The sequence below is a fragment of the Streptomyces sp. NBC_00385 genome, from assembly GCF_035917155.1.
Lineage (GTDB): Bacteria > Actinomycetota > Actinomycetes > Streptomycetales > Streptomycetaceae > Streptomyces > Streptomyces poriferorum.
This window is the reverse complement of the sequence record NZ_CP107951.1, coordinates 5,775,821-5,791,263: the sequence shown is the minus strand read 5'-3', so window position 1 is coordinate 5,791,263 and position 15,443 is coordinate 5,775,821. Positions and strand designations below refer to the sequence as shown.

The window sequence follows — 15,443 nt, the reverse complement described above, 5'->3', positions numbered from 1 at the left end:
TCCGGGCCTCCGTGACGCCGCGCCGTCCCGGGCCGCACCGGCCCCGCGCAGGTAACGCTTTGGTTGCCACCGCGGTGCGGACCATTGACGCCCCGGTGACGTGCGGCCTACGGTCCTCCCACCGAATAGGAAACTTTCCTAACAGAGGGCAGGTGCAGTGACCATGGCCGGAACCACGCCGGGTACCCCCCGCGTCCTGCGCGCCATGAACGACCGCGCCGCCCTGGATCTGCTGCTGGAGCACGGGCCCCTGTCGCGGACCCGGATCGGGAAGCTGACCGGGCTCTCCAAGCCCACCGCCTCCCAGCTGCTGGCCCGGCTGGAGGCGGCCGGCCTGGTCGTCGCGACCGGGACCGCGGCCGGGCGGCCCGGGCCCAACGCGCAGCTGTACGCCGTCAACGCGTCGGCCGCGCATGTCGCGGGGCTCGATGTGAACGCCCAGCGGATCGTCGCAGCCGTCGCCGATGTGACGGGCGAGACGGTCGGCGAGTTCGAACTGCGGACCCCCGGGCGTCGCGCCGACAGTGTGGTCCGGCAGGTCGCGGAAGCGCTGGACGGGGCCGTCAAGGAGGCCGGGCTGACCCGGTCCGACGTGCACCGGGTCGTCATCGGCACGCCGGGCGCGTTCGACCCGGGCACGGGCCGGCTGCGGTACGCCTCGCACCTGCCCGGCTGGCACTCCCCCACCCTGCTGGACGAGCTGGCGGCCTTCCTGCCGATGCCGGTGGAGTACGAGAACGACGTGAACCTCGTCGCGGTGGCCGAACAGCGGCTGGGCGCGGCGCGGGGGCACGAGGACTTCGTGCTGCTGTGGAACGAGGAGGGCCTCGGCGCGGCCCTCGTCATCAACGGCCGGCTGCACCGCGGCTTCACCGGCGGCGCCGGCGAGGTCGGCTTCCTGCCGGTGCCGGGCGCTCCGCTGGTCCGCCAGGTCACCAAGGCGAACGCGGGCGGCTTCCAGGAACTGGCGGGCGCCCAGGTGCTCGCCCGGCTGGCCCGTGAGCTCGGAATCGACGACGAGGCGGTGCGCGGCCCGGGCACCCATCACGAGATCGCGGCCCGCCTGGTGGGCCGGGCGGCCGAGGCCGTGGAGCAGGGCGGGGGCGGGCCGTACGGCCGGCTCCTCGACCTGTTCGCCACCGGCCTGGCCACCGGTCTCGCCTCCATGGTCGCCGTCCTGGACCCCGAGGTCGTCGTGCTGTCCGGTGAGCTGATCGCGCGCGGCGGCGAACCGCTGCGCGCCCGGGTGGCCGCCGAACTCGCCGAACTGGCGGCGTCCCGCCCCAAGCTGATCACCGGCGAGGTGACCCACCGCCCCGTCCTGCGTGGCGCGCTGGAGAGCGCGCTCGCCACCACTCGCGACGAAGTGTTCGACACCTCGCGCTGACCCCGCACCTCCACGTACACCTTCCTTCCCCCTGTCCCAACCCTTCATCGGGAGACATCACCATGTCCGGAAACCGCCGGAAGCCGGCCGTCGCGCTCGCCGCGACCGCCGCGATAGCCCTGTTCGCCTCCGCCTGTACCGGTCAGAGCAGCTCCGGTGCCAGTGATGACGCGTCCAAGGAGACGACCATCAACTTCTGGCACGGCTGGAGCGCCCCGAACGAGGTCAAGGGCATCCAGGACACGGTCGCCGCCTTCGAGAAGGCGCACCCCAACATCCATGTGAAGGTCGTCGGCAACATGACCGACGACAAGATCAACCAGGCACTCCGTGCGGGCGGTTCCAAGGCTCCGGACGTCGTCTCGTCGTTCACCACGAACAACGTGGGCAAGTTCTGCTCGTCGAAGGCGTTCGTCGACCTCAACCCGTTCCTGAAGAAGGACGGGATCGACGCGGACGCGACCTTCCCGAAGGCGATGAACGAGTACACGCAGTTCGACGGCGTGCGCTGCACGGTGCCGCTGCTGGGCGACGCGTACGGGCTGTACTACAACAAGGACGCGTTCGAGGACGCCGGGATCGCGAGCCCGCCGAAGACCTGGTCCGAGTTCGCCGCCGACGCCAAGAAGCTGACGAAGACCAAGGGCGACTCGTACGAGCAGCTCGGCTTCATGCCGAACTACCACGGCTACGAGTCGACGACCGAGCACTACCTCGGCAGCTGGAACCCGTCGTACTTCGACGCGGACGGCAAGTCCAACATCGCCAAGGACCCGGCGTTCACGTCGATGCTCACCAACCAGAAGAAGCTGGTCGACTCGCTCGGCGGCTACCAGAAGCTGGAGAAGTTCCGTACCGGCTTCGGTGACGAGTGGGGCGCGAAGCACCCGTTCCACACCGGCCAGGTGGCCATGCAGCTGGACGGCGAGTGGCGGCTCGGCATGGCCGAGGACACCAAGCCGGAGTTCGAGATCGGCGTGGCCCCGATGCCCGTCGCCGACGACGAGGCCGACACGTACGGCAAGGGCTATCTGACCGGTACCATCGCCGGGATCGCCGCCACCTCCAGCAAGCAGAACGCCGCCTGGGAGCTGGTGAAGTTCATGACGACCGACACCGACGCGGTGGTGAACTTCGCCAACGCCATCCACAACGTGCCCTCCACGCTCGCCGCGCTCAAGTCGCCGAAGCTGAAGTACGACCCGCGCTTCAAGACCTTCCTGGACATCGCGGCCAACCCGAAGTCCACCACCACCCCGCCCTCGGTGAACGGCGGCGCGTACCTGACGTCCCTGCAGAACCTCGGCTTCGAGGTCGAGAAGGGCACCCAGAAGGACATCAGGGCGGGCCTGGAGAAGACCGCGAAGGAAATCGACGCGGCGATCGCACAGGCGAAGTAGAGCCGACGCGATGAGCACGTACACACTCCGTTCGAAGCGCCGTCGCTCGGCGCTTCGGACGGCGGCCTTCATGTCGCCGTGGCTGATCGGGTTCTGCGTCTTCTTCGCCTACCCGCTGATCTCCACGCTCTATTTCTCCTTCACCAGCTACGACGGTTTCTCCGCCCCCGAGTTCAGCGGGCTGCAGAACTGGTCGTTCGTCTTCAACGACTACCCGTTGTTCTGGCCCGCCCTGCGCAACACGCTGTGGCTGGTCCTGGTCATGGTGACCTGCCGGGTGGTCTTCGGTCTCGGCGTCGGCCTGCTGATCACCAAGATCAAGACGGGTACCGGCGTCTTCCGGACCCTCTTCTACCTGCCCTACCTGGCACCGCCGGTCGCCGCCACGCTGGGCTTCGTCTTCCTCCTCAACCCGGGTACGGGACCGGTCAACTCGATCCTCGGCGAGCTCGGACTGCCGACCCCCGGCTGGTTCACCGACGCCACCTGGTCCAAGCCGGCGCTGACCGCCCTCGCGGTGTGGGGGGTGGGCGACCTGATGGTGATCTTCATGGCCGCGCTCCTCGACGTACCGAAGGAGCAGTACGAGGCGGCGGAGCTGGACGGGGCGTCCTCGTACCAGCGGTTCCGCTTCGTCACGCTGCCGAACATCTCGCCGATCATCATGTTCGCCGTGGTCACCGGCATCATCCAGACGATGCAGTACTACACCCAGCCGCTCGTGGCCGGGAAGGTCGCGTCCGGTGTCATGGGCGGCTCGGGGCAGCAGTTCGAGCCCGGCTATCCCGACAAGTCGACACTGACGCTTCCGCAGCTGGTCTACAACCTCGGTTTCCAGCGCTTCGACTACGGCTCCGCCTGTGTGGTCGCGCTCGTTCTCTTCGTCCTCGCCATGGCGTTCACCGCACTGCTGATGCGGCGCCGCAGCGGACTGATCCAGGCAGGTGAGTGACGTGGCGCAGGTACTCGACACCCCGAAGGCCGCCGGCCCGGCGAGCGACCCCGTCACCCCGGCCGAGCGGGTAGCGCGCCGCAAGGCGCTGCTGCACTGGATCGGTGTGCACTCGCTCGGCGTCGCGGCCGCGCTCTTCTTCGTGCTGCCGTTCGTCTTCCTCTTCCTCACCTCGCTGATGAGCGACCAGCAGGCACTGACCCGTGACCTGTGGCCGCGCCCCTTCGAGTGGAGCAACTACAAGGAGGTGTTCGACACTCCGGGGTTCCTGACCTGGTGGAAGAACACCCTGCTGTACGCGGGTCTGGGCACCGTCCTCACGGTCGTGTCCTCGCTGCCCGTGGCGTACGCGCTCGCCAAGTTCCGCTTCCGCGGCCGGCATCTGTCGCTGATGCTCGTCATCTCGATGATGATGCTGCCGCCGCAGGTCGTCGTCATCCCGATGTACCTGTTCTGGGCCAAGCAGCTGGACATGTCCGGCACGCTCTGGCCGCTGATCATCCCGATGGCGTTCGGTGACGCGTTCTCCATCTTCCTGCTGCGGCAGTTCCTGCTGACCATCCCCAACGAGTACCTGGACGCGGCGAAGGTCGACGGCTGCGGCGAGTTCCGCACCCTGCTGCGCGTCGTGATCCCGATGGCCAAGCCGGGCATCGCCGCCGTCGCCCTCTTCCAGTTCTTCTACGCCTGGAACGACTACTTCGGCCCCCAGATCTACGCCTCCGAGAACCCGGCTGCGTGGACGCTGAGTTACGGACTGGAGTCCTTCAAGGGCGCACACCACACCGACTGGAACCTGACCATGGCCGCGACCGTTCTGGTCATGGCCCCTGTGATCGTCGTCTTCTTCTTCGCACAGAAGGCATTTGTCGAGGGCGTCACACTGACCGGAGTAAAGGGCTGATTCATGAAGCTCGCAGTAGTGGGTGGCGGGTCCACCTACACACCTGAACTGATCGACGGATTCGCACGGCTGCGGGACACCCTGCCGGTCGAGGAACTCGTGCTCGTCGACCCGGACGCCCACCGGCTCGAACTCGTCGGCGGCCTCGCCCGGCGGATCTTCGCCAAGCAGGGCCACCCGGGGAGGATCGTCACCACCTCGGACATCGACGCGGGCGTCGCCGACGCCGACGCGGTCCTGCTCCAGCTGCGCGTGGGCGGCCAGGCCGCCCGCAACCAGGACGAGACATGGCCGCTGGAGTGCGGCTGCGTCGGTCAGGAGACCACCGGGGCCGGCGGCCTCGCCAAGGCCCTGCGCACCGTCCCCGTCGTCCTGGACATCGCCGAACGCGTCCGGCGCACCAACCCGAACGCGTGGATCATCGACTTCACCAACCCGGTCGGCATCGTCACCCGGGCGCTGCTCCAGGCCGGGCACAAGGCCGTCGGCCTGTGCAACGTGGCCATCGGCTTCCAGCGCAAGTTCGCAGCTCTGCTCGACGTGACCCCAGGTGAGGTGCACCTCGACCACGTCGGGCTGAACCACCTGAGCTGGGAGCTCGGGGTGCGCCTCGGCGGCCCGGAGGGCGAGAACGTGCTGCCGCGGCTGATCGCCGAGCACGGCGACGCGATCGCGGACGACCTGCACATGCCGCGGGCGATCGTGGACCGGCTCGGCGTCGTCCCCTCGTACTACCTGCGCTACTTCTACGCGCACGACGAGGTCGTGCGGGAGCTCGGGACCAAGCCCTCGCGGGCGGCCGAGGTCGCCGCGATGGAGAAGGAACTCCTCGCCATGTACGGGGACCCGGCGCTGGACGAGAAGCCCGCGCTGCTCGCCAAGCGCGGCGGCGCCTTCTACTCGGAGGCGGCCGTGGACCTGGCGGCCTCGCTGCTCGGCGGCGGCGGCTCCGCGGTGCAGGTGGTCAACACCTACAACAAGGGGACGCTGCCCTTCCTGCCGGACGACGCGGTGATCGAGGTGCAGGCGAAGGTCGACGGGACCGGCGCGACGCCGCTCGCCGTGCCGGAACTGGACCCGCTGCACTCCGGCCTGATCGCCAACGTGACGGCGTACGAGGACCTGGCGCTTCAGGCCGCGCTGCGCGGTGGCCGCGACCGGGTGTTCAAGGCGCTGCTCGCGCACCCCCTGATCGGCCAGTTCGAGTACGCCGAGGCGCTCACCGACAAGCTGATCGCGCACAACCGGGAGCACCTGGCGTGGGCGTGAACGGTTCGGTCCTCGCGATCGACGCGGGGAACAGCAAGACCGATGTGGCACTCATCGGTGAGGACGGCACCGTGCTGTCCACGGCCCGCGGCGGCGGGTTCCAGCCGCCTGTGGTCGGCATCGGCACGGCCGTGGACGTGCTCGGCGCGGCGGTGGAGCGGGTGCTGGACTCCGCCGGTGCGGACGCCGGGTCCGTCGCCCATGTGTCCGCCTGCCTCGCCAACGCCGATCTTCCGGTCGAGGAGGAGCAGTTGACCGAGGCGCTGCTCGCCCGTGGCTGGGGTCGCACGGTGGAGGTGCGCAACGACACCTTCGCGATCCTGCGGGCCGGGGCCGACGAGCCGCGCGGGGTGGCCGTCGTCTGCGGAGCGGGGATCAACTGTGTCGGCATGGTGCCGGACGGGCGGACCGCGCGCTTCCCCGCGATCGGCCGGATATCCGGTGACTGGGGCGGCGGTTCGGGACTCTCCGAGGAGGCGATGTGGTTCGCCTCGCGTGCCGAGGACGGCCGCGGTGAGCCGACCGAGCTGGCCCGTACGCTGCCCGCGCACTTCGGGCTCGGCTCGATGTACGCGCTGATCGAGGCCCTGCACCTGGGCCGGATCGCGTCGGAGCGGCGGCATGAGCTGTCGCCGGTGCTGTTCACGACCGCGGCGGCCGGCGACGCGGTGGCGCGCGGGCTGGTGGACCGGCTGGCCGAGGAGGTCGTGGCGCTGTCCTCGGTCGCGCTGTCCCGGCTCGGCCTGCTCGACGAGGCGGTGCCGGTCGTCCTGGGCGGCAGTGTGCTGGCCGCCCGTCACCCTCAGTTGGACGCCCGGATCGGTGAACTCCTCGCCGTGCGCGCCCCCAAGGCGGTGGTGCGGGTGGTGAAGGAGTCCCCCGTACTGGGTGCCGGGCTGCTGGGCCTGGACCACACGGGCGCGGCACCGGAGGTGCACGCCAGACTCCGGACGCAGTACGTCTGACGGGACGGACGCGCCGGGTGTCGGAGGCGTCCCGTAGCCTTCGGGTTACGGGGCGTCTTCTTCGCATGGGAACCGATCAGTTGCCCCGGACGTGTTCATGAGTGGGGAGATCGATTCGCTGCGGGGATTGCTCAGGGGATCGCTTCGGGAATGCTCGGGGATTGCTCCGCCGATCGTCTTGATCGGCGGCGTCGGCCTTGATCGAATGCTGTGTGACCGCGGCTGATCACAGTCGGCTGCTTCGTGGACCGGTGCAGGATCCGTGCGTTCGCCTGTGGACGCCGGTCCCTGCGGCCATACTTCTGGCCGGGTACCAGTCCCCCCGATCGGCCGGGGGGCGGGCCGCCGTCAGTGACCGAGGGGGAGGTCAAGTGACATACCCGCCGAATGTACGCCCGGCGCCGCACCACGCGCCGGAGCAGCAGCCTGGGCCGGCGGCCGTGCCCGCGCCGCCGCCGCACAGTGTCCGGGCGGTCGTGACGGAGCGGCTGCGTGCCGCGGCGACCACCGAGCCGGGCCGGCTCCAGATCATCGGGGCCGTGCTGGCGCTGCTCGTCGTGGCGTTCGGGGCGGTGACGGCGTTCGAGATCAGCGACCGCGCGGCTGCGGCGAACGACGTGGTGGAACGCAGTCAGCCGCTCAGCGCGGACGCGGCGGGCATCTACCGCTCGCTGGCCGACGCGGACGCGGCGGCCGCGAGCGGCTTCCTGGCCGGACCGCAGGAGCCGCGCGCGGTGCACGACCAGTACGTGAAGGACATCGACGACGCCTCCCGGCTGCTGGTGAAGGCCGCGGCCAACACGGACGCGTCCACGGAGTCCGGCCACGAGATCACCACGCTCAACAAGGAACTGCCGCGCTACACCGGGCTGATCGAGCGCGCCCGTGCCAACAACCGGCAGGGACTGCCGCTGGGCGGCGCCTACCTCCGCTACGCCAACCAGAAGATGGCGAACGAGCTGCTGCCGGCCGCCGAGCGCCTGTACACGGCGGAGACGGACCGGCTCGACCAGGACTACCACTCCACACGGACATGGCCGTTCTTCTCCCTGGGCATCGGCGTCATCGCGCTGGCCGTGCTGTTCTGGGCCCAGCGGCGCAACTACCGCAGGACGAACCGTGTGTTCAACCACGGCCTGCTCGCGGCGACCGCGGCGGCGACCGTGGTCCTGCTGTGGCTGGCGGTGGGGCACACGGTGGCCAGGTCCGATCTGGCCGAGGCCAACACGCACGGCCAGCAGTCCCTGGACGTGCTCAACCGGGCGCGCATCGACTCGCTGAAGGCGCGCTCCAGCGAGAACCTCACCGTGGTCGCCCGCGGTGCGGTGCTCACCGCGGACGGCAAGAACGACAAGTACGAGACCGACTACGGCACAAGCATGAAGGCACTCGTCGAAGAGCTGAACCGGGCCGCGAAGCTCGCCGGCGACACCGACGACGCCGAGGGCGCCAAGCCCGTGGCGGATGCCATCGGGGCTGTCACCGAGTGGCAGGGCCGCCACCGGACCGCCCGCAAGACCGACGACGCCGGCGACTACGACACCGCACTGGAGCAGATCATCGGGTCGGAGAACTCGACGGGTCAGTCCTTCAGCCGGGTGGACGAAGCGCTGCGCAAGGCAATCGCCCACGAGCAGAGTGAGTTCACCCAGGCCGCCAAGGACGGGCGCGGGGCCCTGGGCGGACTGCCGATCGGCGCCGCGGCCCTCGCGGTGCTGGGCGCGGTGGCGGCGATCGTCGGCGTCAACCGCAGGCTCTCGGAGTTCCGGTGACAGGGGGAGCGATGACAGCGAAGGACCCGAGGACGGGCCCGGGGACGGCCCGCGGGGGCCGTCCGCACCGGCTGCGCGGCTGGGGCGGGGTGACCGCCATGGCCGCGGCCTGCGCGGTGACGGCATCGCTGACCCTGCTGCCGCTCTCCCACAGCGGCAAGGACGCCTTCGACGCGCAGGGCACGGGATCGGGGACGGCCCACGCCGTCCAGGCCCGGGCCGACGACTGCACGGACCCGGAGGCCAGCCTGCCGCCCGGCCGGGCGGAGGGCGACGCGATCAAGCGGATCAAGGACCGCGGCAAGCTGATCGCCGGCGTCGACCAGAACAGCTTCCAGTGGGGCTTCCGCAACCCGGAGTCCGGGAATCTCGAAGGCTTCGACATCGATCTGGTGCGAGCCATCGCCAAGGACATCCTCGGCAGCCCGGACAAGGTGATCTTCCGGGCGATCCCCACCAACCAGCGGATCGCCGCCCTGCAGAACGACAAGGTCGACGTCGTCGTCCGGACGATGACGATCAACTGTGCCCGGCTGGACCAGGTGTCGTTCTCCACGGCCTACTTCCAGGCCGGTCAGCAGGTCCTCGCACCGAAGGAGGACCCGAAGAAGGGTCCGGAGGAGGACAAGCCGATCACCGGCTTCAACTCCTCGCTGGCCGGAAAGCGGGTCTGCACCGCCGAGGGCTCCACCGCGTACGAGGCGCTGGAGAAGGAGTCGTTCGGCTCCGTGTTCAAGGACGAGCACGACGGCAGCGCGGCCGACGAGGACAAGCTCACCGTCCCCAACCAGCTGGACTGCCTGGTGCGGCTCCAGATGGGCGAGGTCGACGCGGTCGTCACGGACAACGCCCTCGCGGCCGGCCAGGCCGCGCAGGACCCCGCCGTGGAGCTCAAGGGCGCCCCCTTCACCACCGAGTACTACGGCGTGGCCACGAAGAAGGGCGCCGACGACCTGGTGTCCCGGGTCAACAAGGTGCTGGTCGACTACCGCGCCGGTGGTATGGAAAGCCTGTGGATGCAGTCGTACCGGAACTGGCTGAAGGACGGTCTGCCCGGGATAACGGCGCCGCCGGCGCCCAAGTACCGGAACTAGGACCTGGTTCCCGGCCGGCGAGCAACTGACGACCGGCCGGCGGTCGACAGCACTGATCCTGCCGGGCCCCCGCCCGGCAGGAAGAGCGGAGAGGTGATCGATGGGCGTCGCGGGCCCCTTCCCCAGCTACGCGGCCCGGCCTCCCGGCCCGGTCATGGACCGGGACGAGGCCGACCGAGCGCTGGCCCGTCTCGGCGCGGAGCACGAGGCGATCGAGACCTCGCTCCTCGCCCTTCAGGACCACGCCGGGCGCCGGCTGCTGGAGGGCGCCGACCTCACCGGTGTCACCAGGGAACGCTGGAGCGCCACCGAGCAGTCGATCACCCTGCTGTGGAGCTATTTCGACGCGTACGCGGGCGCCCTGAACCGGGCGCGCGAGGTGCGGGCCCGGCGCCGTCAGCCCAACCGCGAGGACCTGGTGGCGCTCACCGAACTGCTGCGCGGCCAGGGGGTCACGGTGGCGCACGCCGCCGCCGGCCACGATCCGTCGATCACCGGCCCGGCCCGGCTCTCGGAACGCTTCACGCTGGAGGACCTGGTCCACCGGATGAACGAGCTGTACGCGCGCTCGCTCGACATGGTCGTCGCCTCCGACTCCGTGTGGTCGGCGATGCCCGCCCGGATAGATCTGCTCGCCGCCGAGCTGCGCCGCACCCACTCGCTGGCGCACTCGGTCGGCGTCCGTCCCGGGGAGCACCCGGCGGGCGACGACCTGGAGTCGATCGTCCAGGAGCTGACCACGCTGCGGGTGCAGGTGATCTCGGACCCGCTGGCGTTCTGGCTGCCGGGGCCCGGCAGTTCGGCGCCGGGCGGCGGACGCCCGGACACGACGCGCTACGACCGGGCGGCCCGGGCGCTGGACGAGGTACGCCGGGAGGTCGAGGCAGTGCTCGCGGTCCGGCAGGACGCCGAACAGCGCCTCGTCCAGCTGCGCGACGTCCTGTCCCGGGCCGATCGCACCCTGGCCGAGGCCAGGGCGGCGCGCGGTGAGGTCCTGGCGAAGATCGCCGCCTCCGAGGTGCCCGCGGTCAACGGCCCGCCGACGGCGCTCCAGGAGCGGCTGGCCGCCGCGTCGGAGTACCGCAGGCACGCCCAGTGGCACCGGCTCTCACCGCTGCTGGAGTCCTTGGAGCAGCAGGCCGACGAGGAGTTGCTGCGGGCCCGGGAGCAGCTGACGGCGGTCACGGCCCCGCTGGCCGTGCGGGCGGAGCTGCGTGGCCGGCTCGACGCGTACAAGGCGAAGGTGGCCCGGCACGGGCTGGCGGAGGACCCGGTCCTCATCGAGCGGTACGACGCGGCGCGCCGGATGCTGTGGAGCGCCCCGTGCGATCTGCGGGTCGCCGCGCTGACGGTGCAGCGCTATCAGGACGCGGCACTGGACATGCTGGCCGGACGCGGGCCGTCCGGCCCCGAGGACCGGCGGGGGCACCCATGACAGGTGCGGGGACTTCGGGGCACATGGTGTGCGGGACGGGTAGTGACGGAGCGTCGTGGCCGCCGCGGCGGCGGGGCGAACAGGGGGAATGACCATGAGTACGCAGTGCCAGCGCCCCGCGTGCGAGGGCAGTTACGAGGACATGGGCGGCGGTGAGCTGTACTGCGACACCTGCGGTCTGGCGCCGGTCGTGTCGCCAATGGGGTCTCCCCTGTTCGAGCGAAGCCGAGAACTCGGGGATGGGATGGTGAGCTCGCCGCCCACCGGTATCGCGGGCGGCGGGCGGGGCAGCAGGGGCAGTAACAGCTCTTCGGCCCGCAGCGGTTCGCAGGCCTCGTCGAGGGCGTCCTCGCGGTCCTCCTCGCGCTCGTCGACGTCGCGGCGTTCGGTGTCGGGGCGGCTTTCGCGCGCGCTGTCCGGGAGCGCCACCTCGCGTTCGGTCTCGGTGCGTTCCTCGGCCAAGTCCACCGGCACCTCGGGACGCAACCGGCTGGGTGCCGGGCTGGTGCTCGTACCGGATGTGCCGCGCCCCGATCCGCGTACCGCGGTGATGGAGAACCCGGAGGTGCCGGAGCGCAAGCGGTTCTGTTCGCGTTCGGACTGCGGAGCGCCGGTGGGGCGGGCCAGGGGCGAGCGGCCGGGGCGCACGGAGGGGTTCTGCACCAAGTGCGGCCATCCGTACTCCTTCGTGCCCAAGCTCCAGGGCGGCGACATCGTCCACGGCCAGTACGAGGTCGCGGGCTGTCTGGCACACGGCGGGCTCGGCTGGGTCTACCTCGCCGTGGACCGCGCGGTCTCGGACCGCTGGGTGGTGCTCAAGGGCCTGCTCGACACCGGTGACCAGGACGCGATGGCGGCGGCCATCTCCGAGCGCCGGTTCCTCGCCGAGATCGAGCACTCCAACATCGTCCGGATCTACAACTTCGTCGAGCACCTCGACCAGCGGACCGGTTCGCTCGACGGTTACATCGTCATGGAGTACGTCGGCGGCAAGGCGCTCAAGGAGATCGCCAACGAGCGCCGCACCCCGGCCGGGAAGCGGGATCCGCTGCCGGTCGAGCAGGCGTGCGCGTTCGGCATCGAGGCCCTGGAGGCGCTGGGCCATCTGCACAGCCGCAACCTGCTCTACTGCGACTTCAAGGTCGACAACGCGATCCAGACCGAGGACCAGCTGAAGCTGATCGACATGGGCGCGGTGCGCAGGATGGACGACGAGGAGTCGGCCATCTACGGCACGGTGGGGTACCAGGCGCCGGAGGTCGCGGAGGCGGGCCCTTCGGTGGCCTCCGACCTGTACACGGTCGCGCGGACGCTCGCCGTGCTCACCTTCGACTTCCAGGGGTACACGAACGTCTTCGTGGACTCGCTGCCCGACCCGGACAACATCGAGGTGTTCCGCACCTACGAGTCGTTCTACCGGCTGCTGGTACGGGCCACCGACCCCGATCCGGCGCGGCGGTTCGCCTCCGCGGCGGAGATGGCGGAGCAGCTGACGGGTGTGCTGCGGGAGGTGGTGTCGTTGCAGACGGGGCGTCCGCGTCCGGCGCTGTCCACGCTGTTCGGTGCGGAGCTGCGGGTCACCGACACGGAGCTCTTCACGATCCGGACCGGTGATGTCTCGCGTCTGGGGGCCAGGGCGGCGGAGCCCGGCCGGGCCGGGCTCTTCGGCCGGCGGCGGGGGGGCCGAGCGCCGCTGGCACCGCCCGTGTCCCCGCCGGTGGCGGTGGCGCCGCCCGGCGGTGTTCCGGGCGCCCTGCCCGCCGGCCCGCCCGCCGGGTTCGCCGCGGGAGCCGGGCCCCTGCCGTCCACCACCACACATGTCCGTGGCGGCGTCCCGGGCGGCCAGGGAGGCGGGACACCGCTCCCGTACGCGCAGAACCAGGCGGCCATTCCGGCGCCCCGGGTGCCGCTCGCGGATCCGGGCTCCGTTCCGGGGCCGTACAGCGCGAACGGGCCCCGGCTGGCCGGGCTCGATGTGCGCGGGACCTCGCTCGCCCTGCCGGTGCCCCGGGTCGACGCGAGCGACCCCAACGCGGGCTTCCTCGCCGGGCTGATGGCCTCGGCACCCGCCGAACTGATCGCCGCGCTCCAGGCCGTACCGGCCGCCTCGCTGGAGACCCGGCTGCGTGAGCTGCGGGCCGCCCTGGAGATGAACGACCTCGCCGGTGCGACGGAGACCCTGGCCTCGCTGGAGGCGAAGCACCCGGACGACTGGCGGGTCGTCTGGTACCGCGGGCTCACCTCCCTGGTGTCCGGCGACAAGGAGAACGCGGCCCTGTCCTTCGACGCGGTCTATGACGCCTTCCCCGGGGAGCCGGCGCCGAAGCTGGCCCTCGGCATCTGCGCCGAGGTCCTGGGCCAGCTGGACAACGCCGCCGAGTACTACCGGCTGGTGTGGATGACCGATCCGAGCTTCGTGAGCGCGGCGTTCGGCCTGGCCCGGGTGCAGATCGCGGCCGGGGACCGGGGCGGGGCCGTCCGGACCCTGGAGTCGGTGCCGGAGGCGTCGATCCACTTCACGGCGGCCCGGGTCGCCGCGGTGCGGGCCCGGTTGCGCGAACGGGCCCCGGACGACCCGCTGATCAACGATCTGATGGCCGCGTCGGCGCAGGTCTCGGGGCTGGCCGGGCTCGGTCTGGACGCGGTGCGCCGCGAGCAGTTGTCGACCGAGGTGCTGGGGACGGCGCTCGACTGGGTACTCTCCGGTAGTCCCACGGCTCGGTCCTCGGACCCGCAGTCGGCCCCGTACTCCGGGGCGCAGGGGCCGAAGACGCTGCTCGGCAGTGACTTGGACGAGCGCGGCCTGCGTTTCGGGCTGGAGCGGTCGTACCGGATGCTCGCCCGGCTGGCGGAGCCCGGTGACGAGAGGATCGAACTGGTGGAGCGGGCCAACCGTTTCCGCCCCCGAACGTGGGTGTGAACATGTCGCAGAAGCCACAGGAGACTGCCTTGTCGAGGTGTCCCGGCTGCGAGGAGCCGCTGGAGCCGGGAGACCTGTTCTGCGGTGCGTGCGGGTACGACCTGTCGGCCGTGCCCGAGCCGCCGCAGGACCGTCCGACGATCGCCATCGCCACCCCTGCCGGGGAGCCCTCGCCGGGCGCCGGCTCCGGACCGGCCCCGGAGGCGGTGGAGCCCGCCCCGTGGCAGGCTCCCGGTTCCACGCCGGGTGCGGAGCGTTCGGTGCCTCCGGGGACCCGTGTCGACGGGCCCGGCGCATCGGGCGACTTCGAGCTGGCCGCGCCCGGAGCCGCGGGGGCGGCGCCGGATCCCCGTACCTCCCCCGACCCGGCTCTGGCCCCGTCGGCCGGCACCAAGGTGTGTGTGGCCTGCCGGGCGGGCCGGGTCGACAGCGACGGCTACTGCGAGAACTGCGGCCACGCCCAGCCGCGCGAGCGCGACCACATGGAGCAGGAGCTCGAATCGGTCGCCGCGGTCAGCGACCGCGGGCTGCGTCATCACCGCAACGAGGACGCGTTCGCCGTGTCGACCACCGCGTTGCCGGACGGTTCGCCGGCCGTCGTCGCGATCGTGTGCGACGGGGTGTCGTCGGCCAGCCGTCCCGACGAGGCCTCGGCCGCCGCCGCGTACGCCGCCAACGAGGCGCTGCTGGAGTCGCTGCCGCGCGGCACGCATCCGCAGCAGGCGATGCACGAGGCGATCGTCGCCGCCGCCGAGTCGGTCAACCGGCTGGCGCAGGACCCCGGTCAGGCGCAGGAGCACGATCCGCACCGCCATCAGAACGCCCCGGCCTGCACCCTGGTCGGCGCGATCATGGCGAGCGGCCTGCTGGTCGTCGGCTGGGTCGGCGACAGCCGCGTGTACTGGGTTCCGGAGGACCGCACCACCGCACCGGCCCGGCTCACCGAGGACGACTCCTGGGCCGCGCAGATGGTCGCGGCCGGCCTGATGAACGAGGCGGAGGCGTACGCCGACGAGCGCGCCCACGCCATCACGGGCTGGCTCGGCGCGGACGCCTACGAACTGGAGCCGCACACCGCGTCGTTCAAACCGGACCGGCCGGGACTCGTGGTGGTCTGCACGGACGGCCTGTGGAACTACGCGGAGTCCGCGGCCGAGATGGCCGCCGCCGTGCCCGAGGACGCGTACGAACGGCCGCTGCACGGCGCCCAGGTGCTGGTGGGCCATGCGCTCGACGGCGGGGGCCACGACAACGTAACAGTGGCCCTGCTGCCGTTCGCCGTACCACCGCAAGGGGCAGGATCCGCCTGAAGCAGCGGGTGAGTCCCGCTCCGTCCGCCCCCGCA

Annotated in this window: 12 protein-coding genes; 11 read left to right on the top strand and 1 reads right to left on the bottom strand. The window is 71.2% G+C overall.

Annotated elements, in window-relative coordinates; translation table 11 throughout:
* The first annotated feature begins 163 nt into the window (after window positions 1-163).
* The 9 genes from OG959_RS25920 (at window position 164) to OG959_RS25880 (ending at window position 11,178) form a co-directional block, all read left to right on the top strand.
* The gene (locus tag OG959_RS25920) at window positions 164-1,387 is read left to right on the top strand and encodes an ROK family transcriptional regulator (RefSeq protein ID WP_326662185.1); all 1,224 of its coding nucleotides are present in this window, start codon (window positions 164-166) and stop codon (window positions 1,385-1,387) included.
* Between the two features lie 62 nt (window positions 1,388-1,449).
* Window positions 1,450-2,787, top strand: a complete 1,338-nt coding sequence (locus OG959_RS25915) for an ABC transporter substrate-binding protein (protein ID WP_326662183.1) — start codon at window positions 1,450-1,452, stop codon at window positions 2,785-2,787.
* Window positions 2,788-2,797: 10 nt separating this feature from the next.
* Window positions 2,798-3,739 carry a carbohydrate ABC transporter permease gene (locus OG959_RS25910; protein WP_326662181.1) on the top strand — a complete coding sequence of 314 codons (942 nt, stop codon included), beginning with the start codon at window positions 2,798-2,800 and terminating at the stop codon, window positions 3,737-3,739.
* Between the two features lies 1 nt (window position 3,740).
* Complete coding sequence (locus OG959_RS25905; RefSeq protein ID WP_326662179.1) at window positions 3,741-4,643, top strand: carbohydrate ABC transporter permease; 903 nt, start codon at window positions 3,741-3,743, stop codon at window positions 4,641-4,643.
* Between the two features lie 3 nt (window positions 4,644-4,646).
* A complete protein-coding gene (locus OG959_RS25900) occupies window positions 4,647-5,912 on the top strand; it encodes a 6-phospho-beta-glucosidase (RefSeq protein WP_326662178.1) in 1,266 nt (421 codons plus the stop codon).
* Complete coding sequence (locus OG959_RS25895) at window positions 5,903-6,877, top strand: N-acetylglucosamine kinase (RefSeq protein ID WP_326662176.1); 975 nt, start codon at window positions 5,903-5,905, stop codon at window positions 6,875-6,877. Before OG959_RS25900 ends, OG959_RS25895 begins: the two co-directional genes overlap by 10 nt.
* 371 nt (window positions 6,878-7,248) lie before the next feature.
* A complete protein-coding gene (locus OG959_RS25890) occupies window positions 7,249-8,649 on the top strand; it encodes a hypothetical protein (protein ID WP_442805627.1) in 1,401 nt (466 codons plus the stop codon).
* An 11-nt stretch (window positions 8,650-8,660) separates the two neighbouring features.
* The gene (locus tag OG959_RS25885; RefSeq protein WP_442805626.1) at window positions 8,661-9,743 is read left to right on the top strand and encodes a glutamate ABC transporter substrate-binding protein; all 1,083 of its coding nucleotides are present in this window, start codon (window positions 8,661-8,663) and stop codon (window positions 9,741-9,743) included.
* Window positions 9,744-9,843: 100 nt separating this feature from the next.
* Window positions 9,844-11,178, top strand: a complete 1,335-nt coding sequence (locus tag OG959_RS25880) for a hypothetical protein (protein ID WP_326662173.1) — start codon at window positions 9,844-9,846, stop codon at window positions 11,176-11,178.
* 132 nt (window positions 11,179-11,310) lie between these two features.
* Here the strand turns inward: OG959_RS25880 and OG959_RS38745 are convergent, their stop codons facing one another.
* On the bottom strand, window positions 11,311-11,640 hold the full coding sequence (locus OG959_RS38745; protein ID WP_442805625.1) for a hypothetical protein: 330 nt from the start codon (window positions 11,638-11,640) through the stop codon (window positions 11,311-11,313).
* Between OG959_RS38745 and OG959_RS25875 the strand changes: the two genes are divergently transcribed.
* Both OG959_RS25875 and OG959_RS25870 read left to right on the top strand, forming a co-directional pair.
* Window positions 11,624-14,098 (top strand): tetratricopeptide repeat protein, encoded by a 2,475-nt coding sequence (locus OG959_RS25875; RefSeq protein WP_442805624.1) that lies wholly within the window; start codon window positions 11,624-11,626, stop codon window positions 14,096-14,098. The two genes, OG959_RS38745 and OG959_RS25875, sit on opposite strands and share 17 nt — an antisense overlap.
* Window positions 14,095-15,408, top strand: a complete 1,314-nt coding sequence (locus tag OG959_RS25870; RefSeq protein WP_326666609.1) for a PP2C family serine/threonine-protein phosphatase — start codon at window positions 14,095-14,097, stop codon at window positions 15,406-15,408. Before OG959_RS25875 ends, OG959_RS25870 begins: the two co-directional genes overlap by 4 nt.
* The last annotated feature ends 35 nt before the right edge of the window (window positions 15,409-15,443 follow it).

Bases quoted from the DNA above. Each gene is read 5' to 3' on its own strand.
- OG959_RS25900 (WP_326662178.1), top strand. From the start codon at position 4,647: ATGAAGCTCGCAGTAGTGGGTGGCGGGTCCACCTACACACCTGAACTG.
- OG959_RS25915 (WP_326662183.1), top strand. From the start codon at position 1,450: ATGTCCGGAAACCGCCGGAAGCCGGCCGTCGCGCTCGCCGCGACCGCC.
- OG959_RS25910 (WP_326662181.1), top strand. From the start codon at position 2,798: ATGAGCACGTACACACTCCGTTCGAAGCGCCGTCGCTCGGCGCTTCGG.
- OG959_RS25920 (WP_326662185.1), top strand. From the start codon at position 164: ATGGCCGGAACCACGCCGGGTACCCCCCGCGTCCTGCGCGCCATGAAC.
- OG959_RS25880 (WP_326662173.1), top strand. From the start codon at position 9,844: ATGGGCGTCGCGGGCCCCTTCCCCAGCTACGCGGCCCGGCCTCCCGGC.
- OG959_RS25885 (WP_442805626.1), top strand. From the start codon at position 8,661: ATGACAGCGAAGGACCCGAGGACGGGCCCGGGGACGGCCCGCGGGGGC.